Annotated in this window: 22 protein-coding genes; 16 read left to right on the top strand and 6 right to left on the bottom strand. The window is 62.9% G+C overall.

Features of this window, described 5'->3' with window-relative positions; all coding sequences use genetic code 11:
- The first annotated feature begins 164 nt into the window (after window positions 1–164).
- The 10 genes from murA (at window position 165) to ABCW43_RS14030 (ending at window position 11,722) form a co-directional block, all read left to right on the top strand.
- Window positions 165–1,421 (top strand): UDP-N-acetylglucosamine 1-carboxyvinyltransferase, encoded by a 1,257-nt coding sequence (murA, locus tag ABCW43_RS14075; protein ID WP_345925335.1) that lies wholly within the window; start codon window positions 165–167, stop codon window positions 1,419–1,421.
- Complete coding sequence (locus ABCW43_RS14070) at window positions 1,418–2,302, top strand: glucosamine kinase nucleotide-binding domain-containing protein (protein ID WP_345925333.1); 885 nt, start codon at window positions 1,418–1,420, stop codon at window positions 2,300–2,302. Before murA ends, ABCW43_RS14070 begins: the two co-directional genes overlap by 4 nt.
- Window positions 2,303–2,483: 181 nt before the next feature.
- Window positions 2,484–3,407 (top strand): N-acetylmuramic acid 6-phosphate etherase, encoded by a 924-nt coding sequence (gene murQ, locus ABCW43_RS14065; protein ID WP_345925490.1) that lies wholly within the window; start codon window positions 2,484–2,486, stop codon window positions 3,405–3,407.
- A 77-nt stretch (window positions 3,408–3,484) separates the two neighbouring features.
- Window positions 3,485–5,005, top strand: a complete 1,521-nt coding sequence (locus tag ABCW43_RS14060; protein WP_345925331.1) for an ABC transporter substrate-binding protein — start codon at window positions 3,485–3,487, stop codon at window positions 5,003–5,005.
- 36 nt (window positions 5,006–5,041) lie between these two features.
- Window positions 5,042–6,004, top strand: a complete 963-nt coding sequence (locus tag ABCW43_RS14055) for an ABC transporter permease (RefSeq protein ID WP_345925329.1) — start codon at window positions 5,042–5,044, stop codon at window positions 6,002–6,004.
- On the top strand, window positions 6,004–6,843 hold the full coding sequence (locus tag ABCW43_RS14050; protein ID WP_345925327.1) for an ABC transporter permease: 840 nt from the start codon (window positions 6,004–6,006) through the stop codon (window positions 6,841–6,843). Before ABCW43_RS14055 ends, ABCW43_RS14050 begins: the two co-directional genes overlap by 1 nt.
- Complete coding sequence (locus ABCW43_RS14045; protein ID WP_345925325.1) at window positions 6,840–8,585, top strand: ABC transporter ATP-binding protein; 1,746 nt, start codon at window positions 6,840–6,842, stop codon at window positions 8,583–8,585. The genes ABCW43_RS14050 and ABCW43_RS14045 overlap by 4 nt, the downstream gene beginning before the upstream one ends.
- Before the next feature lie 13 nt (window positions 8,586–8,598).
- Window positions 8,599–9,624, top strand: a complete 1,026-nt coding sequence (locus ABCW43_RS14040; RefSeq protein ID WP_345925323.1) for a serine hydrolase domain-containing protein — start codon at window positions 8,599–8,601, stop codon at window positions 9,622–9,624.
- A 13-nt stretch (window positions 9,625–9,637) separates the two neighbouring features.
- A complete protein-coding gene (locus ABCW43_RS14035; RefSeq protein ID WP_345925321.1) occupies window positions 9,638–10,753 on the top strand; it encodes an anhydro-N-acetylmuramic acid kinase in 1,116 nt (371 codons plus the stop codon).
- Between the two features lie 48 nt (window positions 10,754–10,801).
- Window positions 10,802–11,722, top strand: coding sequence for a DMT family transporter (locus ABCW43_RS14030; protein WP_345925319.1), 921 nt, complete (start codon window positions 10,802–10,804; stop codon window positions 11,720–11,722).
- Here the strand turns inward: ABCW43_RS14030 and ABCW43_RS14025 are convergent.
- From ABCW43_RS14025 to ABCW43_RS14005, 5 genes are all read right to left on the bottom strand, one after another.
- Window positions 11,719–12,462 (bottom strand): ABC transporter permease, encoded by a 744-nt coding sequence (locus tag ABCW43_RS14025; RefSeq protein ID WP_345925317.1) that lies wholly within the window; start codon window positions 12,460–12,462, stop codon window positions 11,719–11,721. The genes ABCW43_RS14030 and ABCW43_RS14025 overlap by 4 nt on opposite strands.
- Window positions 12,459–13,397: an ABC transporter ATP-binding protein gene (locus tag ABCW43_RS14020; protein ID WP_345925314.1), complete on the bottom strand. Its 939-nt coding sequence runs from the start codon at window positions 13,395–13,397 to the stop codon at window positions 12,459–12,461. The genes ABCW43_RS14025 and ABCW43_RS14020 overlap by 4 nt, the downstream gene beginning before the upstream one ends.
- On the bottom strand, window positions 13,394–14,560 hold the full coding sequence (locus ABCW43_RS14015; protein WP_345925312.1) for an ABC transporter permease: 1,167 nt from the start codon (window positions 14,558–14,560) through the stop codon (window positions 13,394–13,396). The genes ABCW43_RS14020 and ABCW43_RS14015 overlap by 4 nt, the downstream gene beginning before the upstream one ends.
- Window positions 14,561–14,653: 93 nt before the next feature.
- A complete protein-coding gene (osmF, locus tag ABCW43_RS14010) occupies window positions 14,654–15,565 on the bottom strand; it encodes a glycine betaine ABC transporter substrate-binding protein OsmF (protein WP_345925310.1) in 912 nt (303 codons plus the stop codon).
- A gap of 207 nt (window positions 15,566–15,772) precedes the next feature.
- Entirely contained in the window at window positions 15,773–16,450 is a 678-nt protein-coding gene (locus ABCW43_RS14005; protein ID WP_105424160.1) for a GntR family transcriptional regulator, read from the bottom strand.
- 163 nt (window positions 16,451–16,613) lie between these two features.
- Here ABCW43_RS14005 and araD point away from each other — a divergent pair, with 163 nt between their 5' ends.
- Entirely contained in the window at window positions 16,614–18,344 is a 1,731-nt protein-coding gene (araD, locus tag ABCW43_RS14000) for an L-arabinonate dehydratase (protein WP_345925307.1), read from the top strand.
- Window positions 18,345–18,368: 24 nt separating this feature from the next.
- Complete coding sequence (locus ABCW43_RS13995; protein ID WP_345925305.1) at window positions 18,369–19,094, top strand: ribonuclease activity regulator RraA; 726 nt, start codon at window positions 18,369–18,371, stop codon at window positions 19,092–19,094.
- A 27-nt stretch (window positions 19,095–19,121) separates the two neighbouring features.
- On the opposite strand, the gene ABCW43_RS13990 is transcribed toward ABCW43_RS13995, so the two are convergent.
- Window positions 19,122–20,366 (bottom strand): ROK family transcriptional regulator, encoded by a 1,245-nt coding sequence (locus ABCW43_RS13990; RefSeq protein ID WP_345925304.1) that lies wholly within the window; start codon window positions 20,364–20,366, stop codon window positions 19,122–19,124.
- A 315-nt stretch (window positions 20,367–20,681) separates the two neighbouring features.
- Here ABCW43_RS13990 and ABCW43_RS13985 point away from each other — a divergent pair, with 315 nt between their 5' ends.
- The 4 genes from ABCW43_RS13985 to ABCW43_RS13970 all read left to right on the top strand — a co-directional run bounded on the left by ABCW43_RS13985 (window position 20,682) and on the right by ABCW43_RS13970 (window position 24,998).
- The gene (locus tag ABCW43_RS13985; protein ID WP_345925302.1) at window positions 20,682–21,707 is read left to right on the top strand and encodes a sugar ABC transporter substrate-binding protein; all 1,026 of its coding nucleotides are present in this window, start codon (window positions 20,682–20,684) and stop codon (window positions 21,705–21,707) included.
- A 142-nt stretch (window positions 21,708–21,849) separates the two neighbouring features.
- Complete coding sequence (locus ABCW43_RS13980) at window positions 21,850–22,914, top strand: ABC transporter permease (RefSeq protein ID WP_345925300.1); 1,065 nt, start codon at window positions 21,850–21,852, stop codon at window positions 22,912–22,914.
- A 2-nt stretch (window positions 22,915–22,916) separates the two neighbouring features.
- Complete coding sequence (locus ABCW43_RS13975; protein ID WP_046633225.1) at window positions 22,917–23,696, top strand: ATP-binding cassette domain-containing protein; 780 nt, start codon at window positions 22,917–22,919, stop codon at window positions 23,694–23,696.
- Window positions 23,697–24,380: 684 nt separating this feature from the next.
- On the top strand, window positions 24,381–24,998 hold the full coding sequence (locus ABCW43_RS13970) for an HAD-IA family hydrolase (protein WP_345925296.1): 618 nt from the start codon (window positions 24,381–24,383) through the stop codon (window positions 24,996–24,998).
- Window positions 24,999–25,015: the final 17 nt, after the last annotated feature.

Below are 25,015 nucleotides of genomic sequence, written 5' to 3'. Positions count from 1 at the left end.
TCCGCAACAGCGTTTCCATTCTCGAACCGAGGATGGATTATCGCAGATAACGCCACCAAAAGGAATAAAAAATTCCGAATGATTGACAGGGGCGCCCTGTGGTTTAGTTTCGGGGAAGCGCAGAATGATTTGAGATTCACCGCACCTCTTCGACAGGTTTCGTCATGGACAGATTACGGATCGTCGGCGGCCATCGGCTCCAGGGAGCCGTCACCATTGCCGGGGCGAAAAACGCGGCGCTCCCGCAGATCGCGGCGACGCTGCTCAGCCCCTACCCGGTCGAGCTCACCAACCTGCCGCAGGTCAGCGACGTGGAGAACATGCTCGGCGTCGTCGAGCTGCATGGTGCCGCCGTCACCCGCACCGGCCATTCCACCATCGTCGATGCGAAGGCAATCGTCTCGAAGGAAACCTCCTACGACACCGTTCGCAAGATGCGCGCCACCGTGCTCGTCCTTGCACCGCTGCTCGCCCGCTTCGGTCAGGCACGCGTATCGCTTCCGGGCGGCTGCGCCATCGGTGCGCGTCCGGTCGACATGCATATCAAGGCGCTCGCGGCACTGGGGGCGGACATCGATATCGAGAACGGCCTGATCGTCGCTTCGGCACCGGGCGGATTGAAGGGCGGCCGCATCGTGCTTCCCTCCCCCTCCGTCGGGGCCACGGAGACGGCGATGATGGCCGCCACCGCCGCCAGGGGCGAAACCGAAATCCTCAACGCCGCCCGCGAACCTGAAGTCGCAGATCTCGCCGCCTGCCTGGTCGCCATGGGCGCACGTATCGAAGGCGCCGGCACCCATCGCATCCTGGTCCAGGGCTCAACCACCTGGCAGCCGGCGAAACATCACGGCATTCCCGACCGGATCGAAGCTGGCACCTATGCCGTGGCGGCCGCCATCACCGGCGGCATGCTGGAGCTCACCAATGCCCGGCTGGAAAACATGGCCTCCATCGTGCAGGTGCTGGAGGCGATGGGCGTCAGCATCTGGCCGAGCGATCGCGGCCTTGTCGTTTCGCGCGAAGGTCCGCTAAGGGCAACCGATATCACCACCGAACCCTATCCGGGCTTCCCGACCGACCTCCAGGCACAGTTCATGGCGCTTGCCGCCTGTGCCGAAGGCGCTTCGCTGATCCGCGAAACCGTCTTCGAAAGCCGTTTTATGCACGTGCCGGAACTGATGCGCCTTGGCGCCAACATCGCACTACAGGGCACGACCGCACTGGTACGCGGCGGCGCGCCGTTGAAGGGCGCGCAGGTGATGGCGACGGATCTGCGCGCCTCCGTCTCGCTGGTACTCGCCGGGCTGGTCTCGTCAGGCGAAACAACCATCAACCGGGTATATCATCTCGACCGCGGTTACGAACAGCTCGACCGCAAGCTTGGCCAATGCGGAGCCGATATCGAGCGGATCAGCGCATGACGGCCGGAACCGAACGCTTTTTCCTGGGTATCGATGGCGGCGGTACCGGCTGCCGCGCCCGTATCGAAGACGAATCCGGCGCCGTGCTCGGACAGGGTCTTTCCGGCCCCGCCACGACGCGGCTCGGCATCGAAGAGGCCTGGGCATCGATCTCGCGCGCCTTTAACGCCGCCTTCGAAGAAGCCGGGTTCGGACCTGACAAACTGGCCCGCACCCATGTGGGCGTCGGCCTCGCGGGCACCGGCCGCAAGGGGTCGGTCGAGGCCTTGAAGGCGATCCCGCATCCGTTCGCCAGCATCGATTTCGTCAGCGACGGCATGGGTGCCTGCCTCGGCGCCCATTCAGGCCGCGACGGCGCGATCGTGATCGCCGGTACCGGCTCCATCGGACTGGGCTTCGTCGAAGGGCGGAGCCTGCGCGTCGGCGGTTACGGTTTTCCCATTTCCGATGAAGGCAGCGGCGCCGATCTCGGCCTCAAAGCCGTGCAGCTGGCGCTTCGCGCTCATGATGGACGGATCGAGAAAACCGCTCTGCTGATCGAGGTCATGCAGCGCTTCCAGAACGATCCTTTCGAAGCCATAGCCTGGATGGACCGTTCCTCTGCCACGGACTATGCCTCGCTTGCGCCGATGGTCATACGCCATGCCGACCAGGGCGATTCTGCCGGCCGTCGCATCGTCCAAAGCGCTGCCGAGCAGATCGACACGCTGGTCCGCACACTGTTCGATCAAGGCGCCCCGCGCGTTACCCTGCTCGGCGGCCTGTCGAGTCCGCTCGAGGCCTGGCTGGCGCCGGACGTCCGCCGCCGCCTGAAGCCCGCCGACGGCGATGCCGTCTCAGGCGCGATCATCCTCGCCCGCCAAGCTGTCAAAGTCCCCTGAACCGCGACCCGCGTTCTGAAAAAGCCGAGCCACATGGAATAATATATTCCAATTTTCAATTGACTCATGGAATGGATGATCCTAATCCTTTGAGGAAAGGGTAACGAAGGGTGAGGAGCAACATCGTATGACGCAGATTCTGCGAAGCGCTGCACCGCACCCCGATCTCGAAGGCAGGGTCATGAGCGACGAACGGCTGATATCCGAACTGGAAAGACTGGTTTCGGAAGACCGCAATCCCCGCTCCATGGACATTGATCTCCTGCCGACAGTCGATGTCCTGCGCGAGATCAACGAGGAAGATCAGGGCGTTCCCGCAGCCGTCGAAAAGGTGATCCCGCAGATCGCCGAGGCCGTCGAGGAGATCGTTCGGGCTTTCCAGAAGGGCGCGCGGCTGGTCTATATCGGCGCCGGCACCAGCGGCCGCCTCGGCGTGCTCGATGCTTCCGAATGCCCCCCGACCTTCAGCGTCCCGGAAGGCATGGTCGTCGGCCTGATCGCTGGCGGCAGCCACGCCCTGCAGCACGCCGTCGAAGGCGCCGAGGACAGTCCGGAACAGGGCCAGCAGGATCTCGTCGATATCGCCCTGACCGCGGACGACGTCGTTGTCGGCATCGCCGTCAGCGGCCGCACCCCTTACGTTATCGGCGCCCTGAACTACGCCAGGGAGATCGGGGCGAAGACCGTCGCCCTTTCCTGCAATCCGGACGCCGTCATCGCCGATATCGCCGACATCGCCATCTCGCCGGTGGTCGGTCCGGAAATCCTCACCGGTTCGACGCGGCTGAAATCCGGCACGGCCCAGAAGCTCGTGCTCAACATGCTGACCACGGCGAGCATGATCCGCATCGGCAAGAGCTATCAGAACCTGATGGTCGACCTGCATGCCAGCAACCAGAAGCTCGTCGCACGCGCCGCCCGCATCGTCATGCAGGCGACCGGCTGCACGACGGAAGAGGCGCGCCGCGTGCTTGACCTGACCGGCAACGACGTCAAACTTGCGATCCTGATCGCGCTGACGGGAATGGATGTCGACACGGCGCGTGTGGCGCTCGACGATGCCGGAGGCTTCCTCCGCAAGGCAATTGATGGGAAGACAGCGTAAAGCTGCTGAATGACGGCCGCTGCTCAAATGTGGCTGGGTCGAGACGACGAACAGATATCAAAAGAGGGAGAATAAAAATGGGAAGACATCTTTCGACTAAATTGCTGTCCGGCCTTGCGCTGGCGGTCGCCATCGGCGCGACCGCAATCGCCTCGCCGGTATCCGCCGCCTCGCTGAAAATGGCCTGGAAGCAGGATGCGACCGGCCTTGACCCGCACAAGCAAACCGCATTTTCCTCGATCCGCCTGCTGGAACTGATCTATGAGCCGCTCGTGCGCTTCGACAAGGACCTGCAGATCGTCCCGGCGGTCGCAGCTTCGTGGGAATTCGCGGCCGACGCCAAGCAGATCACCTTCAAGCTCAACCCCAATGCAAAATTCCAGGACGGCAAGCCGGTGACGGCAGCCGACGTGAAGGCCTCCTTCGAGCGCCTTCTCGACGAAAAGACCGCCGCCGCCGCGCGCGCCAACTTCCTGTCGATCGCCTCGATCGAGACGCCCGATCAGGCGACCGTCGTCTTCAAGCTGTCGCAGCCGGACGTGCCGTTGCTGACCGCCATGGCAAGCATCAACGCCGCGATCGTACCAGCAGCTGAAATCACCGCCGGCACGATCGGCACCAAGGCGCTCGGCTCCGGCCCGTTCAAGCTCGACAAGTGGGAGCCGAATTCCAAGGAAACACTCTCCGCCAACAAGGACTGGGCCGGCGGCAAGGTCGCAATCGACGGCATCGACATCAGCGTCCTGCCGGATGAGACCGCGATCCTTGCGGCGCTTCGCACCAAGCAGGTCGATTTCGCGCTGATCAACGATCCGCTGGTCGCCACGCTCGTGCCGAAGGAAGCCAGCCTGGTGCTCAACCGCACCCCGGTTCTCGCCTACCACGTGCTGCAGATGAACCCGTCCCGCAAGCCGATGGACGTGCTTGCCGTGCGCCAGGCAATCTCCTGCGCCATCGACCGCAAGGACGTGCTCGACACGGCTTCCGTCGGCGAAGGCAAGGTCACCGGTCCGCTGACCATGCCCGGCTACACGTCCGATGCCAGCGCGCTGTTTTGCTACAAGCAGGATATCGCCAAGGCGAAGAAGCTCATGGCCGACGCCGGTTTTGCGAACGGCTTTACCGCCACCGTGATCGCCGCCAATGGCGAACCCGCGACCGCAGCCGCCGAAGCGCAGGTCCTGCAGTCGCAGCTCGCCGAAATCGGCGTCAAGCTCAACATCAAGATGATGGAGCTCAACGTCTATGTCGACGCCTGGCTGAAGGGCGACTTCGACATGGCGGTGGCACTGAACGGCGGCCGTGCCGATCCCTATTCCATGTACAACCGTTACTGGACCAAGACCGGCAACCTGCAGAAGGTCACCAACTACATCGACGACACGCTCGATAGCCTGATGCAGAAGGGCCGCGTCGAGACCGACCCGGCCAAGCGCAAGGCCATCTTCGCCGACTTCGAAAAGCACCTCGTCGAAGTCTCGCCCTGGGTCTGGCTCTACACGTCCTACAGCTATACCGCACAGCAGAAGAATGTTCAGGGCTTCGTGCCGACGCCGGAAGGCTCTCTGTTCGGCCTGAGCAAGGTCACGTTGCAGTAATCGCGAAAGCATGACGGATACGAGGTTGGTGGGCGAATGAGTTACCTGGCGCGACGGCTGTTGACGTTTCCGCTCGTGATGCTCGGGGTTTCCATCCTCGTGTTCGTCGCAATTCGACTGGTGCCGGGTGACGCGATCACCGCGATGCTCGGCACCGAGGCGGGTCTTCTGACACCCGACCAGCGGGCGGCGCTCGCCGCCTATTTCGGCATCGACAAGCCCATCCTGGTGCAATACTGGAGCTGGCTTCTGGGCGTCCTCCAGGGTGATCTCGGCATTTCCGTCATCCACGGCAAGCCGGCTCTCACCATCATCCTCGAACGTTTTCCGCTGACGCTCCAGCTTGCCTTGATGTCCATGTGCGTGGCGCTGCTCGTCGGCCTGCCTGCCGGCGTATTCGCCGCCACCCGCAACGAAAGAATGTCCGATCTGGCGGTACGCATCTTCGCGATGATCGGTCAATCGACCCCCAATTTCGTCGTCGGCCTGCTGATCATCTATGCGCTGTCGGCCGGCTTCGGCATCCTGCCGACGATGGGTGAGTTCACGCCGCTGTTCACCGATCCGCTTCGCAATTTAGGACAGATGATCCTGCCCGCGATCACGCTAGGCTTTGCATTCGCGGCCTCCGTCACCCGCATCTCCCGTTCCGCCATGCTCGATGTCTTGAGCGACGACTATGTTCGCACCGCCCGCTCGAAGGGCGTACCGAAACGCAGCGTCATCTGGCGCCACGCCCTGCCGAACGCGCTGATCCCGGTCGTCACGTTGAGCGGCGTCGAATTCGGTTATCTGCTCGGCGGCGCCGTGCTGGTCGAACAGATCTACGCCCTGCCCGGCCTCGGCCGCCTCGTCCTCGAAGCGATCCTGCAGCGCGACTACGCGCTGGTGCAGGGCTGCGTGCTGTTCATCGCCTTCAACTTCATGGTGGTCAACCTGCTCGTCGACCTCGCCTATGTGACGCTTGATCCGCGCATCCGGCTCGGTGAGGGCAACTGATGTCGATGCTGCGTGCAATTTTCAGCCATTCCAGCGGCAGGATCGGCGGGACGATCGTGGTGATCTACGTCATCGTGGCACTGCTCGGCATGTTTGGCGTCACCCCTTACAATCCGCTGCAGCAGTTCCGCATCGACAGGCTGCACGCGCCGAACGCGGTTTACTGGATGGGCACCGACCTGTTCGGCCGCGATGTCGCGAGCCGGCTGATGAACGGCATCGGCCAGTCCTTCCTCGTTGCCTTCTGCTCAGTGGCGATCGCGACATTTGCGGGCACCATCCTCGGCCTTACCGCTGCCTGGTTCGGCAAGGCCTGGGACGGCCTCGTCATGCGCATCATGGACGTGCTGCTCGCTTTCCCGGCCATCCTGCTAGCGCTCCTGATCATCGCCGTTGTCGGCCCAGGTACCTGGACGAGCGTGGCTGCAATCGCCATCGTCTATACGCCGATCTTCACCCGCGTCGTGCGCGGTCCGGCCCTCTCAATCAAGGCCCGCGAATTCGTCGATGCGGCGCGCACCTTCGGCTCCAGCCGCCGCTATATCCTGACCCGGCACCTGCTCCTCAATCTCGTCGCACCACTGACCGTTCAGGTGACGCTGGCGCTCGCATGGTCGCTGCTGACCGAAGCCGGCTTGAGCTTCCTCGGCCTCGGCACCCAGCCGCCGGCCTCCTCGCTCGGCCTGATGCTCGCCGACAGCCGCAACCTGATGGAGAATGCGCCCTGGATGCTGATCTTCCCGGCGGTCGCCATCATGATCAGCATTCTCGGCTTCAATCTGCTCGGTGATGCCCTGCGCGACATCCTCGACCCCAAGACGCGGAGGTCCGCCCCATGACGCCGCTTCTCTCGGTATCGAGCCTGCACGTCGGTTTCGGCCGCAATCCTGAAGCCAACGAGATCGTCAAGGGCGTCAGCTTCGACCTCGATGCGGGCGAAACGCTGGCGATCGTCGGCGAAAGCGGCTCCGGTAAATCCGTTACCGCTCTTTCCATCAACCGGCTGGTGGATTTCGGCGGCGGCCGCATCATTGCCGGTTCGATCACCCTGAAACGCGCCGACGGCAGCGTTCTCGACATCACCAAAGCCGGCGAGCCGGTGCTCGAAAAGATCCGCGGCTCCGAGATCGGCATGATCTTCCAGGAGCCGATGACCTCGCTCAACCCGGTGCTGATGATCGGCCGCCAGATCGAGGAATCGTTTCGCCTGCATCGCGGCCTGACCGGCAGGCAGGCGACGGCCGCCGCGAAGGACGCGCTCGACCGGGTGCGTATTCCTGACGCGGCACGGCGCCTCAAATACACTCCGAACCAGCTTTCCGGCGGCATGCTCCAGCGCGTCATGATCGCCATGGCACTGGCCTGCAATCCGCGCCTGCTGATCGCCGACGAACCGACGACCGCGCTCGACGTGACCGTGCAGGCGCAGATCATGGCGCTGCTCGGCGAGCTGAAGCGCGAGACCGACATGGGGATGATCTTCATCACCCATGACATCGGCCTCGTAGCCGGCATTGCCGACAAGGTCATGGTCATGCAGGCCGGCGAAGCGGTCGAACAGGGACCACTCGGCGACGTCCTCGATCAGCCGAAACACCCCTATACCCAGCATCTGCTGAAGGCCGTGCCACATTTCGAATCCGGCCGCGCCGCCCGTTCCGATTTCAGCCGGGAAAAATCCGAGGCGATTGTCCCTGCCCTGACGGTCGATGGCCTGACGGTGCGCTTCAAGGTGGCCGGCAGCATTCTCAGCCGCTCGCCGGGTTCGGTCCACGCGGTCGAGAATGTCGGTTTCGACCTGATGCCGGGCGAGACGCTGGCGATCGTCGGCGAAAGCGGCTCCGGCAAATCGACTACGGCCCGCGCAATCCTGGGTCTCGTGAAGCCGACCCGCGGCAGCTTTTCCGCCAACAACGGAACGATCGTAGACGGCAGCGATCCTTCCGTGCAGATGGTCTTCCAGAACCCTTACGCCTCGCTCAATCCGCGTCTGCGGATCGACAGCATCCTTGCCGAACCGGTGATCGCCGCCGCCGGCCGGATCGATGCCGAAACGCGCGCGAAAATGGTGGCGCTGCTGAAGCGGGTCGGCTTGCCCGAAAACAGCCTGCTGCGTTATCCGCACGAATTTTCCGGCGGCCAGCGCCAGCGCCTATGCATCGCCCGCGCGCTGATGCTTAATCCATCGATCGTCGTGCTTGACGAGGCGGTTTCGGCGCTGGACGTTTCGGTTCAGGCCAAGGTACTGGAACTGCTGGTAGACTTGCAGCACGAATATGGCCTCGCCTATCTGTTCGTGTCACACGACATGGCCGTCGTCGAACGTATCGCACACCGCATCGCCGTGCTCTATGCTGGCCAGATCGTAGAGATCGGTAATGCCGCATCGGTTCTGTCCGACCCGCAGCATTCCTATACGAAGCGGCTGATTTCCGCAGTGCCGAGCATCGAGCGCCGCAACCAGCATTTCGAACTCGACACGCGCCAGGTCCCGTCGTTGGTTCGGCCTCAGGGTTTCGAACCGCCACCCGCCGAATGGCGAACCTACGGACAGGATCACCGGGCACGGGCGGAAGCCTGAGGATGTAACGATCATGAACGACAAAGCGTCCGCCAGCCCCGAACTTGCCACCGTCTTCGAACGGGCCTTCGCCCCGCTCGCGAAGTCCGTCACGGACGGTCGCATCCCGGGCGGCGTGCTCGGCATCGTCGATCTGAAACATGGCCGCATGACCCGCGCCATCGGCTCGGCCCAAGTCGTTCCCGCTCGACGTCCGATGACCTTGGAAACCTGGTTCGACCTCGCCTCGCTCACCAAAGTGATTTTCACCACGAGGCGCATCCTGAAGCTCGCGGACGACCGCGTGATCGATCTGGACGCGCCGCTTACCACACTGCTGCCGGACCTGCGCCAGTACAATGCCGACGCCTGGGAGCGGAAGATCACCTTCCGCCAGTGCCTCGGCCATCAGACCCCGTTTCCGGGCGTCGAGCCGATCTATACCTATGGCCGCGACCCGGACCTGCTGCGCGCCTTCATCCTGCAGCGCGAATGGAAAGCCGGCCCGCCGGTCTATTCCGATATCAACTTCATCCTGCTCGGCTTCGCGCTCGAACGGCTGGCGAAGAAGACGATCCGCGACATCGACCCCGGCCCGGGCTTTGCCTGGTCCGCCGATCCGGAAAACGCCGCCGCCACCGAAGACTGCGCCTGGCGGCACCGGGTCCTCTCCGGCGAAGTGCACGACGAAAACTGCGCGGCGCTGCAGGGTTCCGGCCATGCCGGCCTGTTCGGCACCGTGACCTCCGTTCTGGACTTCGCCGAAAGCCTGCTCGACGGCACCGGCGCCTCCAGCAACGCGATCGCATTGATGCGCACGCCGCTCTCCAACAGACGCACCCACGGCTGGGAACATCCCTTTACCGACTGGTGGGGCGGCGAGCTGTGCGGTGCCGGCACGATCGGCCATACCGGCTTTACCGGCGTAAGCCTGATGATCGATTTCGACAAGGGCCGCGCCGTGACGCTGCTCACCAACCGCGTTCATCCGACCCGCCATTTCGACAGCGGAATCCTCGCCTTGCGGCAGGCGGTCGGCAATCTCGTCTACCAGTCTTGAGAGGAGCTAGACCATGGAGCCAATCTGGGCCGTCGGCCTGATGACCGGAACCGTTCTCGACGGCAATATCGACGTGGCGCTGCTGAAGACCGACGGCGAGACGATCGAAACCTTTGGCGCCTATACGCTCGCCCCCTACCCGCCGGAGATCCGCTCCCTCCTGGAGGAGACGCTGGCGCAGGCCCGCGTCTGGAATTTCGAAGGACCCGATCCGGCGATCTTCCGCGAGGCCGAACAGGCGCTGACCAAGGCGCAGTCCTACGCCGTCAGGCAGCTCGTCGAGAGCACGGGGCTCACCATGGCGGATATCGGAATCGTCGGTTTCCACGGCCAGAGCGTTCTGCATCGCGCGCCGAATAAAGACCGGCTCGGCGACACCCGCCAGCTTGGCGATGGCGAGCTGATGGCCTCGATCCTCGGCACCAAGGTCGCCTACGACTTCCGCTCGGCGGACGTCCGCGCCGGCGGCCAGGGCGCGCCGCTTGCCGCCGCTTATCATTCCGCTCTCCTGCGGGGCGTCGATACCAGCGGCGATACGGCCGTCCTCAATCTCGGCGGCGTCGCCAACATCACCTGGTGGGACGGCGAGGACCTGGTGATCGCCTTCGACACCGGCCCGGCCAACGCGCCGCTCAACGATTTCATCAAGGCGCGCGGCCTCGGCGAGATGGACCGCAACGGCGCGCTGGGCGCTTCCGGAAAGGTCGATGAGGAACGCCTCGCCAAGCTTCTCCAGCATCCCTATCTTGCAGCACCCTACCCGAAATCTCTCGATCGCTTCGATTTCACTGCCGCAATGGCAGACGGTCTCGACGACGCGACCGGCGCGGCGACGCTTTCGGCGTTCACGGCTTCCGCCGTCGGTAAGGCGCTCGATCTCCTGCCGCACCGGCCGAAGCGGCTGATCGTCAGCGGTGGCGGTCGTCACAACCCGACGATCATGTCGATGATCGAAAGCCGAGCCGGTGTCAAAGCCGTTTCAGCGGACACGCTTGGCTGGCGCGGCGATGCGGTCGAGGCGGAATGTTTTGCATTCCTCGCGGTGCGCGTGCTGCGCGGCCTGCCGATCAGCTTTCCGACAACGACCGGCGCACCGAAGCCGATGCTGGGTGGACGGCTCGCCGGCTGACCGGCCATCACATTTGCAATTTCAGAGTTGGGGGGACTCTTAAATACCATGGACAAAAGAGCCTCTTCCGCCTTTGGCGGCAATGCCGCAATGGCCGGCGTCCTGCTGTTCCTGCTCGGCGCCTTCATGTTTTCGCTCAACGACGCCATGGGCAAGTGGCTGGTCGCGAGCTTTTCGGTCGGCCAGGTCCTGGTGATCCGCTCGTTCGGGGCCTTCTTCATCCTTGGTCCGATGATCGCCCGCCAGCCGATTTCGGCTCTCTATAAGGTCGAGCGGATGCCGCTCCAGGTGCTGCGCGTCCTGTTCGCCACCGGCGATCTGGCGCTGTTCTACGCCGCCGTCGCCTACCTGCCACTCGCCGACGTGATGACCTTCTACATGGCAGGGCCCATCTATGTGGCGGCCCTTTCGCACTTCCTGCTCGGCGAACGGATCGGCTGGCGACGCTGGCTCGCGGTCCTGATCGGCTTCGTCGGCGTGGTGATTGCTCTGCGCCCCTCGTCGGAAATGCTCGCATGGCCCTCCGTCTTCGGCCTTGTCGGCAGCCTCTCCTTCGCGCTCACCCTCGTCCTGAACCGCAGGCTGCGCGCCACGACCGATGCGACACTCGTCACCTGGCAAACGATTGCCGGCCTGGTCGCCGGGATTTTCCTCAGCATCGGCCACTGGAGCCCGTTCAATACCGGCGAATTGCTGGCACTGCTGTTGCTCGGCGTTGTCGCCTGCATCGCGCATCTCCTCATCACCCGCTCATTGAAGCTCGCGCCGGCCTCCGTGCTGGCGCCGCTGCAATATACGCTGCTGGTCTGGGCGGTCATTCTCGGCTGGCTGTTTTTCGGCGACCTGCCGGATGCACAGACTTGGATCGGCGCCGGCATCATCGTCATTGCAGGCCTGTTCATTTTCCATCGCGGCAACCTGAAACAGGACGCGGAACCGGTCGTGCCGACCGATTCCAGCCACGGTTAGGCGGCACCCGTCCGGCGGGCGATCATCGCCTCGACAGCCGAGAGCCCATCATAGATCAGCACGGCCAGCGCTCCGACGATCAGGCCGCCCTGCAACACGAAGGCAAGGTTGTTGGACTGCAGCCCGGCGATGATCACCTCGCCGAGCGTCTTTGCCGCGACCGTCGAACCGATCGTCGCGGTGGCAAGGCTGATCACCACCGAAAGCCGGATGCCGGCGACGATCACCGGCAGCGACAGCGGCAGTTCGATCTGAATCAGACGCTGGAAATTGGTCATGCCCGCTCCTCGTGCTGCCTCGATCACCGAGCGTGGCAGGTTGGTCAGCGCCGTCAGCGTGTTTTCGAAAATCGGCAGCAGGCCATAGAGAAACAGCGCGATCAACGTCGGCTTCTCGCCGAAACCGACGGCCGGAACTGCAAGCGCCAGGACCGCGACCGGCGGAAAGGTCTGCCCGATATTGACGAGGCTGCGGGAGAGCGCCAGGAACTCCGTCCCGAACGGCCTCGTGACGAGGATCGCCAGAAGCACGGCGATGATCGTCGCAGCCAGCGTCGCGATAAAGACCGTCCGCAAATGCAGGAGCGCCAGGCTGAGCAGGCTGCCCTGGTTGTAGATCGCCGGCGCGTTCTGCTGCACGAGCGGCTTCAGCAACGGCTCGAAACTTCCCGGCGACAGCAGGAAGGCGATCAGCACCACAAGCAGCAGGCCGCGCAGGATGGTCGGCGCCCAAGCCCTCATCGCGGCCTCGCAGCACGCTTGAGGATCGCGTCCAGCGTGACCCGGCCCATCGGGATACCGCTCTTCGAGATGACCGGCAGCGCATCCCGGCCGCTCCAGATCAGGTCGGCAAGCGCCTCCTGCTGGCTCCTGTCCTCGCTAATCGGCTCGCCCTCCGCCTCGCCCGGCTCCGCCGCCGCTCCGGTCTTTGCGATCGAGAGCAGCCGGAACGGCCGCTCCGCATCGCCGATCAGCGTCTCGACGAAAGGCGTGGCCGGCGCGCGCACCAGCTCGGCCGGCGGCCCGTATTGCACCACCCTGCCCTTGTCCATCACCGCGATCTTGTCGGCCAGATGAAAGGCCTCGTTCATGTCATGGGTCACCAGCACGATGGTCGTGCCGAAATGTTTCTGGATCGCCAGCAGATCCTCCTGCGCCTTGGCGCGGATGATCGGGTCGAGCGCCCCGAAAGGCTCGTCCATCAAAAGCACGTTGGGTTCGGCTGCAAGCGCCCGGGCGACGCCGACGCGCTGCTGCTGGCCGCCGGAAAGCTCGTGCGGATAACGTGGCCCGAAGGTCTTCGGCTCGAGCTGGAAGAGGGTCAGCAATTCCTCGACCTTGGCATCGATACGGGCCTTCTTCCAGCCGAGCAGGCCCGGCACGGTCGCGATATTCTGCGCCACCGTCCGGTGCGGGAAAAGCCCGTGCCCCTGGATCGCGTAACCGATCCGGCGCCGCAATTCGTAACCGGGGATCGACCGGTTGTCCTCGCCGTCGAGCCGGATGGCGCCTTCGCTTGCCTCCACCAGCCGGTTGATCATCCGGACCAGCGTCGTCTTGCCGGAGCCCGAGGTGCCGACGACGACCGTGACGGTGCGCGGCTCGATCACCATCGAGACGTTGTCGACGACGGTTACCCCATCGTAGCGCTTGGTGATGGCGTCGATCTCGATCATGCGGATCTGGCTCCGTTCGGAACGCGGGAGTTCATTTCGATCAGCGCGTCGAGAACGACCGCTGAGGCAAACGCAAGCGCCACGGTCGGCACGGCGCCGAGCAGCACGAGGTCCATGGCGGTCTGGCCGATGCCCTGGAAGACGAACACGCCAAAGCCGCCGCCGCCGATCAGCGCGGCAATCGTCGCCATGCCGATATTCTGGACGAGCACGATACGGATCGCCGTCAGGATGACCGGCAGTGCCAGCGGAAACTCGATCTTGAACAGCCGCTGGCGACCGGTCATGCCGATGCCACGGGCCGCGTCATTGGCGGCACGCGGCACGCCGGCGAGCCCGACGACGGTATTGGCGACGACAGGCAGCAGCGAATAGAGAAACAGCGCGACGAAGGCCGGTGCCACCCCAATGCCGCGGATACCGATCGCGGCCGCCCCCGGCACATTGGCGGCGATCCAGCCGAGTGGCGCGATCAGGACGCCGAAAAGCGCGATCGACGGGATCGTCTGGACGAGGTTCAGCGTGTTCAGCACGCCATCCCTCAGCGGTGCCACCCGATGACAGAGAATGCCGAGCGGCAGCCCGACCAGGACCGCCGCAAACAGCGAGCCGAGCGCCAACTCCACATGCTTGCCCGCCTCGATCCAGAAGACATCGGCGCGGCCGGAATATTCCTTCATGATCGACAGCCCGTTCCAGCTCCCCGACATCAGCAGCGCACCGATCCCCACCGCCGCCAGAAGCAAAAACAGGACCCGCATCCCCGGCGGCGGATCGAGCCGCGTGATCGCATCGGCAGCCAGAAGCGCGAAGGCGAACAGCAGGATCCAGAAGCCTGAAGCGGGTGAGACCCGGGCATAGGAATTGCCGACCGGTGTCAGGAATGTCGCGGCGTGTCCGATCGAAAGCGTCAGCGCCGCAAGTGCTGCGACGGCGGCGATCAACTTGATCCAGGGAGACATGCGAAAGAGTGCTGCCGTGATCGCAAGAACCAGCAAGCCGATCAGTCCCCAGCCTGCCCAGGCCGGCAATGAATCGAGCATCGATCCCGCCCTGCCCTGCACGATGCGATTGGGCTTGAGCGTCGCAAACGACGACCAGAGCGCACCGTAGGCGGCTAGAAGGGCGATGACGATGCCGAGCTTATCGAACCGAACTCTCAAACCGTCCCTGCCTATAAGCCACCTGTGACCGATGAAAAAGCCGGACGCTGGAGCGCCCGGCCCATGTTGACACGAAACCGCTCCGAAAAGGAATTACTTCAGGAAGCCGTTTTTCTTGAGAAAGTCCTCGGCAACCGCCTTGGCCGGCTCGCCGCCCACCTGCACGCGACCGTTCAGGTCCTGCAGCGTGACGAGATCGAGCTTGGCGAAGACCGGCTTCAGCACCGCCTCGATGTTCGGGTTCTTCTTGAGCACCGCTTCGCGAATGATCGGGGTCGGCTGATAGACCGGCTGGACGCCCTTGTCGTCTTCGAGAACCACCAGGCCAGAGGGCGCGATACCGCCGTCAGTACCGTAGACCATGGCAGCATTGGCATTGTTGGTCTGGTTGGCGGCCGCCGCGATGGTTGCCGCCGTATCGCCGCCGGAAAGCGTGATCAGCTGGTCGGGTTTCAGCTTGAAGCCGTAGGTCGTCTGGAAGGCCGGTAAAGCTGCGGCCGAGTTGACGAATTCGGAGGAGGCCGCCAGTACGATCTTGCCGCCGCCCGTGACATATTTGCCGAAATCGGTCAGCGTCTTCAGCTTGTTGGCATCCGCGACATCCTTGCGCACCGCGATCGCCCAGGTGTTGTTGGCCGAAGACGGCGTCAGCCAGACGATCTTGTTGGCATCGTAATCGAGCTTCTTGACCGCTTCATAGGCCTTTTGCGGGTTCTTCCAGGCAGGATCGTCGCCCTTCTCGAAGAAGAACGCGCCATTGCCGGTATATTCCGGATAGATGTCGATCTCGCCGGCGGTGATCGCCTTGCGCACCACCGGCGTCGCGCCGAGCTGGATGCGGTCGGTGGCCTGGATGTTGTTTGCCTTCAGCATGGCAAGGATAATGTTGCCGAGCACGCCGCCCTCCGTGTCGATCTTGGACGAGACGACGACCTGGGCATTCGCCATGGTGGCCGAAACGCCAAGCGCAAAAGCAATGCCTAAAAGCTTCTTTTTCAAAGACATGACAGAATTTCCCTCCGGATCGCCAGTCACCACCTCGTTTGACTTGGCCTGGAACACATAAAAGCCACTGTTATGTAGGGCGACTTGTGCAATGTGCGAGTTCTGGAAGGGCGCATCCGGCAAATATTTTGTGCGGTGCATTTTTCTCTGCCGAACGATCTAGCTTATAAGATTTGCCCTCCGCCAAACCCCTCGCTTCCCTCCACTTCACGCCTGAGACACGCGAATCAGATGCTTCTCACCCGAGCGAATAACGTGATCGCGCATCAGACGCTCGGCGAGATCGGGGTCGCGGTCGGCGATCGCATTGGCAATGGCCTCATGCTCCTCGACCGCCAGAAAGCGCTCCCGCTCCTCCGACAGCACGCTGAGACGGGCCGCATGGGTGTAGATGCTCTGGCCGCCCTGCAGGCGACGCAGATAACCGCAGCCGGATGCTTCATGGATGACGTTGTGGAAGCGCTCGTTGAGAGCGATGAGCTGCAGGACGTCCACCGTCTTGAGGCCGGCCCGCATCTCGACGATGAGCTCGCGCATCAGGGCGACGTCCTCATCCTTCACCCGCTTGGCGGCCTGGCGAGCAATCATGCTCTCGAGTGCGGCACGCGCCAGCATCATCTCTTCCGCTTGGCCGGCATTGAAGGTGACATAAATCCCGCGGCGAGGCTCCGACCGTACCAGCCCTTCGGCCTCAAGCACGCGCAAAGCCTCCTTCAGCGGTGTCGTGCTTATACCGAGCTGGCCGGCGAGGTGGCGTTCGTTCAGCTTCTCGCCGCTCTTCAGCCGGCCGGAAAGAATGGCATCGCGTACCAGCCCGTAAACGTGATCGCGCAGGCTTTTCAGAAAAACCGGCGCCACCGGCAGAAGCGCGTTGTCGCTTCCCATCCGCGTCCTCCACCTTAGACCCTTTCGCCGATCTAGCACCTGAAATTTGATATATCAATTTAAAACGAGCGTGTTTAAGTTGGCGCCGGGCGGGAGGAGCTCCGTCCCTGGGATCGCAACAGAATCGATCCCGGAACGATGGCAGGATTCTGGAAGAGCAAGCATGACTAAGGAAGCAGCCGATCTCCGCAGCGCCCGTTGGTTCGCGCCGGATGACCTCCGTTCGTCGGGACACCGGTCCCGAATGATGCAGATGGGTTATGACGAGAAGGATTGGGGCAGAAAGCCGATCATCGCCATCCTCAACACATGGTCCGACCTCAACGCCTGCCACGCCCATTTCAAGGATCGCGTCGAACACGTGAAGCGCGGCGTGCTTCAGGCCGGCGGTTTCCCGGTCGAACTGCCGGTCCAGTCGCTGTCCGAAAGCGCACTGAAGCCGACATCGATGCTCTATCGCAACTTCCTTGCCATGGAGGCCGAGGAGCTTCTGCGCGCGCATCCGGTCGATGGAGCCGTGCTGATGGGCGGCTGCGACAAGACCACCCCAGCCCTCGTCATGGGCGCCATCAGCGCCGGTTTCCCGATGATCTTCCTGCCCGCTGGCCCGATGCTGCGCGGCAACTACAAGGGCGAATGGCTGGGTTCCGGCTCGGACGCCTGGAAATACTGGGACGAGCGCCGCGCCGGCACGATTTCCGAAGAACAATGGACTGGCGTCGAGGAAGGCATTGCCCGCTCCTACGGCCATTGCATGACCTTCGGCACCGCAAGCACCATGACCGCGATTACCGAGGCGCTCGGCCTCACCCTCCCCGGTGCAAGCTCGATTCCCGCCGCGGACGTCAACCATATCCGCATGAGCACGCGCTGCGGCCGCCGGATCGTCGAAATGGTCTGGGACGAGTTGACGCCCGACAAGATCATCACGCCGGATGCAGTCCACAATGCGACGACGGTAGCCATGGCGACGGGCTGTTCCACCAACGCGGTCGTGCATCTGCTGTCGATGGCCCGCCGCGCCGGCGTGCCGCTGACGCTGGACGATCTGGACAAGGCGGGACGCACGACGCCAGTCGTCGCCAACATCCGTCCTTCTGGCGACAAATATCTGATGGAAGACTTCTACTATGCCGGGGGCCTGCGCGCCCTGATGTCGGAGATCAAGGATCTCCTGAAGCTCGACGCCATGACCGTCAGCGGCTACCCGCTCGGCGAGACGCTGAAAGGCGCCGAAGTCTACAATAGCGACGTCATCCGCCCGCTGTCGAACCCGATCTATCATGAGGGTTCGCTGGCGGTCCTCAAGGGCAACCTCGCGCCGGACGGCTGTGTCATGAAGCCTTCCGCCTGCGAACCGCGCCTGCGGGTCCACGAAGGCCCTGCCCTCGTCTTCGACAGTTATCCCGAAATGAAGGCGATGATCGACCGCGAAGACCTCGACGTTACCCCCGATCACGTGCTGATTCTGCGCAACGCAGGCCCCAAGGGCGGTCCCGGCATGCCGGAATGGGGCATGCTGCCGATCCCGAAAAAGATCCTCAAACAGGGTTTTCGCGACATGCTGCGCATTTCCGATGCCCGCATGTCCGGCACGAGCTACGGCGCCTGCATCCTGCATGTGGCGCCTGAAGCCCATATCGGCGGCCCACTGTCGCTGGTGCGCACCGGCGACATCATCCGCGTCGACCTGCCGAACCGCTCGATCGACATGCTGGTGGACGAAGAAACGCTCGCCAGGCGCCGCGCCGAATGGGTTGCACCCGCCGACAAATACGAACGCGGCTACGGCTGGATGTTTGCCAAGCACATCAAGCAGGCCAACGAAGGCTGCGACTTCGACTTCCTCGAACGGGAATTCGGCGCCACCGCCGGCGAGCCCGACATTTTCTGACCCGACATCTCCGAGTGGACCCCCATGACCGATTACATTCTTTCCGACGCCACACGCCAGAAATACGAAGGCGTCAGCTGCGCGACGATCTGCACCGCGCTCTTCAAGCGCGGCCTGCGTAACCAGTTCATCCAGGATGTCCGGCCGCTTTCCCATAAACCCAAAAACATGGTCGGCCAGGCCTTCACATTGCGCTACATCCCGGCGCGCGAAGACCTGAACCCGCTCTCGGCGTTTCAGAACCCGGAGCATCCGCAGCGCGCCGCCGTCGAGCAGTGCCCACCCGGCCAGGTCATGGTCATGGACAGCCGCAAGGATCCCCGCGCGGCCTCCGCCGGCTCTATCCTCGTATCGCGCCTGATGGTGCGCGGTGTCGCCGGCGTCGTTACCGATGGCGGGTTTCGCGATAGCCCCGAAATCGCCGAACTCGGCATCCGTGCCTACCACAACCGCCCCTCCGCCCCGACCAACCTCACGCTACACCAGGCACTCGACATCAACGTGCCCATCGGCTGCGGCGACGTCGCTGTCTGGCCGGGCGACGTGGTGGTCGGCGATAACGAGGGGGTCGTCATCATCCCCGCGCATATCGCCGACGAAATCGCCGACGAGGTGGTCGAAATGACCGCGTTTGAGGATTTCGTGACCGAGGAAGTCCTGAACGGCCGCTCGATCATCGGCCTCTATCCGGCGACCAAGGAAGAGACCAAGACCGATTTCGCCCGTTGGCGTCAGGCGAAGGGCCGCTGAGGCGACATCTGGCCGACATCCAACCGCCTACGAACCTGCCGCCGTTTCGCGCAGGTCCTTGAAAAGCACGTTCTGGTCGGAGAGGTACTTAGCAAAGATCGGCAGGCTGGCCCCGCCGATCGCCCGCGCCTGGGAGCCGACCATTCCCTCGATGATATCGGGGATGATGACGCCCTGAAGGTCGAGCCGCGCCACCGCATCGATGGTCGATGCGACGATCCGTTGCCTGACCCAGGCCGGAAAACCGCCATCGATCACGGCCGCGCCAAAATCGATGATCGAGGCTGCCGCAACGATCGCCTGGGCAAGCGCATCCGCGGTTTGCCGGATCCAGAGATCGAGCGGTTCCCCGAAATCGATCCAGTCGTCGGCGGAATACCAGAGCGGCTGCGGATCGATGTTCCGCTCTTTGAGAAGATTCTCCAGAACGAAGATCGAGGCGATGTCGAGCAATTGGCGTGTCCCGCCGTCGCCGCCGCGCACGGGAAGCGGCCCGACCGCGCCCGCGGTCCCGGTCCGGCCGGAAAAAATCGCCGAATTCAGAACGATCCCGCCGCCGATGAACGATCCGATGAAGAAATACACGAAATCCGGATAGGAGGGGCCAACGCCGAACACCAGTTCGGCGCCGCAGGCGCTTGTCGCGTCGTTCTGCAGGTAGACCGCGTGCTGGACCTGGCCTGCGATTTCCGCCTGCAGATCGAACCCGCGCCAGACTTCCATCGCCCCTTGCGGCGCGCCCACCTCCTCGGCCCAGTTCCAGAGTTCGAACGGCGCGGCGATGCCGATCCCGGCGATGCGGCCGCGCTGCACCTCGTTCAGCTGGCCTTCGAGCCGCGCAATGCCGGACGTGATGATCTCGATGATTTTCCCGGGAAGCGGATAGGCGTAGGATTCGTGATATTGCAGCCGGATGCGGCCGACAAAATCCATCAGCACCAGGTCGGCGCTACGCCGGCCGATCTTCACGCCGAACGAATAGACCGCATCCGGATTGAGGCGCATCGGCACCGAGGGCTGCCCCACCCGGCCACGTACCGGTTCACCGCGCAACAGGAGGCCGTCCTTTTCGAGCGCCCGCATGATGACCGAGACGGTCTGGGCCGAAAGCCCGCTGCGCCGGGTGATATCCGCCTTCGACATGGAGCTGTTCAGCCGCACCAGCGAAAGCACGAGCCGCTCGTTATAGGCCCTGACCCGCACCTGATTTGACCCGCCGGTGAAATTGCCCAGCAGCGCGTGGCCTTGCGCCACGCTATCTGAAACTGACATGGCTCTTCCTCCCAGAAGCATGGAACCGACGAGAGTACCTCATTCGGGAATGCACGGTATCTCCCTGATATTCCGAGTTAAACCCGAAGGCACACCGCACATAGATCGCCAGATTCCGAACCTCCACTTCGGCAAACTATGGCATGAGAAATAAATAATTCAATCGGAATTAATTATTGACAGGCTATTTCAACTCGTTCTTAATTAGGGTGCAAGGGCACAGGACGGCTTGGAGGAGACGCCTGTCGAACTCGGTGGCACCGGTGTCCGAACGTTGGTCCGCATGGCGGACAGTCTTAACTCTGGGAGGAGACCATGAAGAAATCCGTATTGTCCGCCGCATTCGGCGCCCTTGTCCTGGGCGTCGCGTTTTCCGCCCCCGCGCAGGCCGCAGGCGTATCCGCCTGCCTGATCACCAAGACCGACACCAATCCCTTCTTCGTCAAGATGAAGGAAGGTGCCTCGGCCAAGGCCAAGGAACTCGGCGTGACGCTGAAATCCTATGCCGGCAAGATCGATGGTGACAGCGAAAGCCAGGTCGCAGCCATCGAAAGCTGCATCGCCGATGGGGCGAAGGGCATCCTGATCACCGCATCCGACACCAAGGGTATCGTGCCGACGGTCAAGAAGGCCCGCGACGCCGGCGTCCTCGTCATCGCGCTCGACACCCCGCTCGATCCGATCAATGCCGCCGATGCGACGTTCGCGACCGACAACCTTCTCGCCGGCAAGCTGATCGGCCAGTGGGCGAAGGAAACCATGGGCGACAAGGCCAAGGACGCCAAGGTCGGCTTCCTTGACCTGACCCCGGATCAGCCGACTGTCGACGTGCTGCGCGACCAGGGCTTCATGATCGGCTTTGGCATAGACCCCAAGAACCCGGACAAGATCGGTGACGAAACCGACAAGCGCATTGTCGGCCACGACGTGACCAACGGCAATGAGGAAGGCGGCCGCAAGGCCATGGAAAACCTCCTCCAGAAGGATTCCGGCATCAACGTCATCCACACGATCAACGAGCCCTCCGCCGTCGGCGCCTATCAGGCCCTGAAGGCCGTCGGCATGGAAAAGAACGTGTTGATCGTCTCGGTGGACGGCGGTTGCCCAGGCGTCAAGTCGGTCAAGGAAGGCGTGATCGGCGCCACCTCGCAGCAATATCCGCTGCTGATGGCCTCGCTCGGCATCGAAGCGATCAAGAAGTTCGCCGACACCAAGGAAAAGCCGAAGCCGACCGAAGGCAAGTCCTTCTTCGACACCGGCGTCGCGCTCGTCACCGACAAGCCGGTCCCCGGCGTCAAGTCGATCGACGTCAAGGAAGGTACGGCCAAGTGCTGGGGTTGATCCCCACCCTATAGCCAATCCCGGCCGGGGGCTGAGATCCCCGGCCATTCTCGACCAATGATGCGCCGCTGGGGAACAACCGGCGAAGACCGGTCAAACTCAGCGGACGGTTCCTGCGCATTCGGCGCGCGGAGGAGGAAACATGAGCGAAACCCAGGAATTCGAGCGTGTTCTCGACGGCAGCGACAAAAACGTTGCCTCGTTCGAGAGCCAGGACGTCTCTCTCTTAAAACGCGCGCAGCATTTTCTGCACTCGACACCCGCTGCCGTGCCGCTGATCGTGCTGATCCTGTCCATCATCATCTTCGGCGTGGCCATAGGCGGGCGGTTCTTCTCGTCCTACACGCTGACGCTGATCCTCCAGCAGATCGCAGTGGTCGGCATTCTCGGCGCAGCCCAGACGCTGATCATCCTCACCGCCGGCATCGACCTCTCGATCGGGGTGGTGATGGTGATATCGGCCGTCATCATGGGCAATTTCGCCGTGACCTACGGCATGCCCACCGGCATCGCGATCCTCGTCGGCCTGATCACCGGCGGCGCCTGCGGCTTTTTCAACGGGTTCCTCGTTGCGGTCATGCGGTTGCCGCCGTTCATCGTGACGCTCGGCTCCTGGAACATCATCATGGCGACGAATTTTATCTATTCCGCCAACGAGACGATCCGCGACAGCGACGTGGATGAAAAGGCACCGCTTCTCCATCTCTTCGCGCTCAATTTCAAGATCGGCAGCGCCATCCTGACGCTTGGCGTCATCGCCATGGTCCTGCTGGTGGCGGTGCTCTGGTACATTCTCAACCATACGGCCTGGGGAAGGCATGTCTACGCCGTAGGCGACGACCCGGAAGCTGCAAAACTCTCCGGCATTCAGACCCGCAAGGTTCTGCTCAGCGTCTACACGATCGCGGGGGTCATCGCCGCCTTCGCAGCCTGGGTGTCGATCGGCCGCAATGGCTCGATCTCGCCTTCCTCGGCAGTGACCGACTTCAACCTGCAGGCGATCACCGCGACGGTGATCGGCGGTATCTCGCTGTTCGGCGGACGCGGCTCCATCCTCGGCACGCTGTTCGGCGCCATGCTTGTCGGCGTCATGTCGATGGGGCTCAACATGCTCGGCGCCGATCCCCAATGGAAAGTCATGCTGACCGGCTGGCTCATCATCGCCGCCGTCGCAATCGATCAGTGGATCAGAAAGGTCTCGGTGTAATCATGAGCGTCGAACCCATTCTCACAGCCCGCGGCCTGGTCAAGCGTTACGGACGCGTGACCGCTCTCGACAACGCCGACTTTGATCTCTACCCCGGCGAAATTCTCGCCGTCATTGGCGACAACGGCGCCGGCAAGTCCTCGCTGATCAAGGCGATCTCCGGCGCGGTGCGGCCCGACGAAGGCGAAATCACGCTGGAAGGCCGGCCGGTGCATTTCAAGTCGCCGCTCGAAGCCCGCGACGCGGGCATCGAAACCGTCTACCAGAACCTCGCGCTCTCCCCCGCCCTGTCGATCGCCGACAACATGTTTCTCGGCCGCGAAATCCGCAAGCGGGGCGTGCTCGGACAGTGGTTCCGCATGCTCGACCGCCCGACGATGGAAAAGCAGGCGCGAGACAAGCTCACCGAACTCGGGCTGATGACGATCCAGAACATCAACCAGGCAGTGGAAACCCTGTCCGGCGGCCAGCGCCAGGGCGTCGCGGTGGCGCGTGCTGCAGCGTTCGGCTCCAAGGTTATCATTCTCGACGAACCAACCGCCGCACTCGGCGTCAAGGAAAGCCGGAAAGTTCTGGAGCTGATCCTCGACGTGCGTTCGCGCGGCATCCCGATCGTGCTCATCTCGCACAACATGCCGCATGTGTTCGAAGTGGCCGACCGCATCCATATTCATCGGCTTGGACGACGGCTGACCGTGATCGATCCCAAGGAATACACGATGTCCGACGCGGTCGCCTTCATGACCGGCGCCAAGGCGCCTGCCCAGCCGGTCGCGGCGTAACAGCCCCTCGATAAAGCCGCTGTCAAAGCCGCCTTCCGATCGCCTGGAGATACAGGCGATCGGGTAGCTCAGGGTATCTCCGCCCTGCCCTACCGTGACGCCTGCGGCAGAGACCGCGGCGTTGATGCTGCCGACCTTGCAGAGAAGCAGCGTTTCCCCTTTGAGGCTCGACTGTACCGGTCCGGGCATCCTACATGCCATCTCTACCGCGACGTCTGCGGGCGAATACCACAGGCAACCGTGCTACCGGGAAGATCCGAGTGGCCGCGCGTACTCGAACACAATCAATCGCCTGCCACGATGATATCGGTCGCCCGGAAGATATGGGGTTTCCCCTCAATCGTTCGGTTTTCGCAGTCCCAGTCGCCGAACAGTTCCGATAGAAAATTCCCAGCGCAAACCATACGACGAATTTTATATTCCAATCCGCTTCGCGGCATTGCCACTGCGGCATGCCCGGCGCGTTCCCAAATAAGGCGCATTTCTAAGACCTTACCGCTTGCGGCTTACGACATCCCTTACCGATGCCCATAGCAGACTCGACATCGAAATTAAGCCAAGGCCACACCGGCCTGTTGAAAACATTCGGTACGAATAAAAAATTCCATACTTAATTGACAGGGCGGAATTATCTAATAGGTTGTTAACGCTCGAGGGGTGAGGGAGTGGCGCTGGAACCGGCTCATGAAGAAACGCGAAAAACTCTTCATTTTTGATATTGGCGGAGTATTCGTGAAGCTCGATCCGGCTTCCCGTGACCAAGCGGTATCCAAGGCTGGCGGTGCAGGCCCCTCCCTGCGTTACGGTGACGTCCCGGAAGCGGTCTTCCGGGATTTCCGGCTGGGGCGATCGACCGAACCCGACTACGTGCAGGCGCTGACCAGCATATTCGATGTCCCGTCCGAAAGTATCTACGCGGCCGAACATGCGTATGTCGCCGAAGGTTTTCACGAGTTCATCAAGTTTGTCCGCAAGCTCCGGGAAAACCATCGCGTCGTTTGCCTCAGCAACAATCAGGCGATCCATTGGCGCCATATCAGCAAGAACCTTCTGGGCGCCGGTTATTTCGACCGCGAATACCTTTCCCATGAAATGGGCCTTGAGAAACCGGACCGCATGATCTTCGAGGCCGTGTCGCAGGCGGAGGGATGTTCGCAAAAGGACGTCTTCTTCATCGACGACATAGAGGAAAACGTTCTGTCGGCTCGCGAAGTCGGATGGCAGCATTGCATCGTCCATCACGATTCGGTTGAAACGGCAAAATTGCTCATGGCGCTCGTCGCCGAGCAGACTTTGAATTGACGAGTACGGAGTTTCGG

This window comes from Neorhizobium tunisiense (assembly GCF_039631515.1).
Classification (GTDB): Bacteria; Pseudomonadota; Alphaproteobacteria; order Rhizobiales; family Rhizobiaceae; genus Neorhizobium.
This window is presented reverse-complemented; position numbering and strand designations above follow the sequence as displayed.

Bases quoted from the DNA above. Each gene is read 5' to 3' on its own strand.
- murA (WP_345925335.1), top strand. From the start codon at position 165: ATGGACAGATTACGGATCGTCGGCGGCCATCGGCTCCAGGGAGCCGTC.
- ABCW43_RS14070 (WP_345925333.1), top strand. From the start codon at position 1,418: ATGACGGCCGGAACCGAACGCTTTTTCCTGGGTATCGATGGCGGCGGT.
- murQ (WP_345925490.1), top strand. From the start codon at position 2,484: ATGAGCGACGAACGGCTGATATCCGAACTGGAAAGACTGGTTTCGGAA.
- ABCW43_RS14060 (WP_345925331.1), top strand. From the start codon at position 3,485: ATGGGAAGACATCTTTCGACTAAATTGCTGTCCGGCCTTGCGCTGGCG.
- ABCW43_RS14055 (WP_345925329.1), top strand. From the start codon at position 5,042: ATGAGTTACCTGGCGCGACGGCTGTTGACGTTTCCGCTCGTGATGCTC.
- ABCW43_RS14050 (WP_345925327.1), top strand. From the start codon at position 6,004: ATGTCGATGCTGCGTGCAATTTTCAGCCATTCCAGCGGCAGGATCGGC.
- ABCW43_RS14045 (WP_345925325.1), top strand. From the start codon at position 6,840: ATGACGCCGCTTCTCTCGGTATCGAGCCTGCACGTCGGTTTCGGCCGC.
- ABCW43_RS14040 (WP_345925323.1), top strand. From the start codon at position 8,599: ATGAACGACAAAGCGTCCGCCAGCCCCGAACTTGCCACCGTCTTCGAA.
- ABCW43_RS14035 (WP_345925321.1), top strand. From the start codon at position 9,638: ATGGAGCCAATCTGGGCCGTCGGCCTGATGACCGGAACCGTTCTCGAC.
- ABCW43_RS14030 (WP_345925319.1), top strand. From the start codon at position 10,802: ATGGACAAAAGAGCCTCTTCCGCCTTTGGCGGCAATGCCGCAATGGCC.
- ABCW43_RS14025 (WP_345925317.1), bottom strand. From the start codon at position 12,462: ATGAGGGCTTGGGCGCCGACCATCCTGCGCGGCCTGCTGCTTGTGGTG.
- ABCW43_RS14020 (WP_345925314.1), bottom strand. From the start codon at position 13,397: ATGATCGAGATCGACGCCATCACCAAGCGCTACGATGGGGTAACCGTC.
- osmF (WP_345925310.1), bottom strand. From the start codon at position 15,565: ATGTCTTTGAAAAAGAAGCTTTTAGGCATTGCTTTTGCGCTTGGCGTT.
- ABCW43_RS14005 (WP_105424160.1), bottom strand. From the start codon at position 16,450: ATGGGAAGCGACAACGCGCTTCTGCCGGTGGCGCCGGTTTTTCTGAAA.
- araD (WP_345925307.1), top strand. From the start codon at position 16,614: ATGACTAAGGAAGCAGCCGATCTCCGCAGCGCCCGTTGGTTCGCGCCG.
- ABCW43_RS13995 (WP_345925305.1), top strand. From the start codon at position 18,369: ATGACCGATTACATTCTTTCCGACGCCACACGCCAGAAATACGAAGGC.
- ABCW43_RS13990 (WP_345925304.1), bottom strand. From the start codon at position 20,366: ATGTCAGTTTCAGATAGCGTGGCGCAAGGCCACGCGCTGCTGGGCAAT.
- ABCW43_RS13985 (WP_345925302.1), top strand. From the start codon at position 20,682: ATGAAGAAATCCGTATTGTCCGCCGCATTCGGCGCCCTTGTCCTGGGC.
- ABCW43_RS13980 (WP_345925300.1), top strand. From the start codon at position 21,850: ATGAGCGAAACCCAGGAATTCGAGCGTGTTCTCGACGGCAGCGACAAA.
- ABCW43_RS13975 (WP_046633225.1), top strand. From the start codon at position 22,917: ATGAGCGTCGAACCCATTCTCACAGCCCGCGGCCTGGTCAAGCGTTAC.
- ABCW43_RS13970 (WP_345925296.1), top strand. From the start codon at position 24,381: ATGAAGAAACGCGAAAAACTCTTCATTTTTGATATTGGCGGAGTATTC.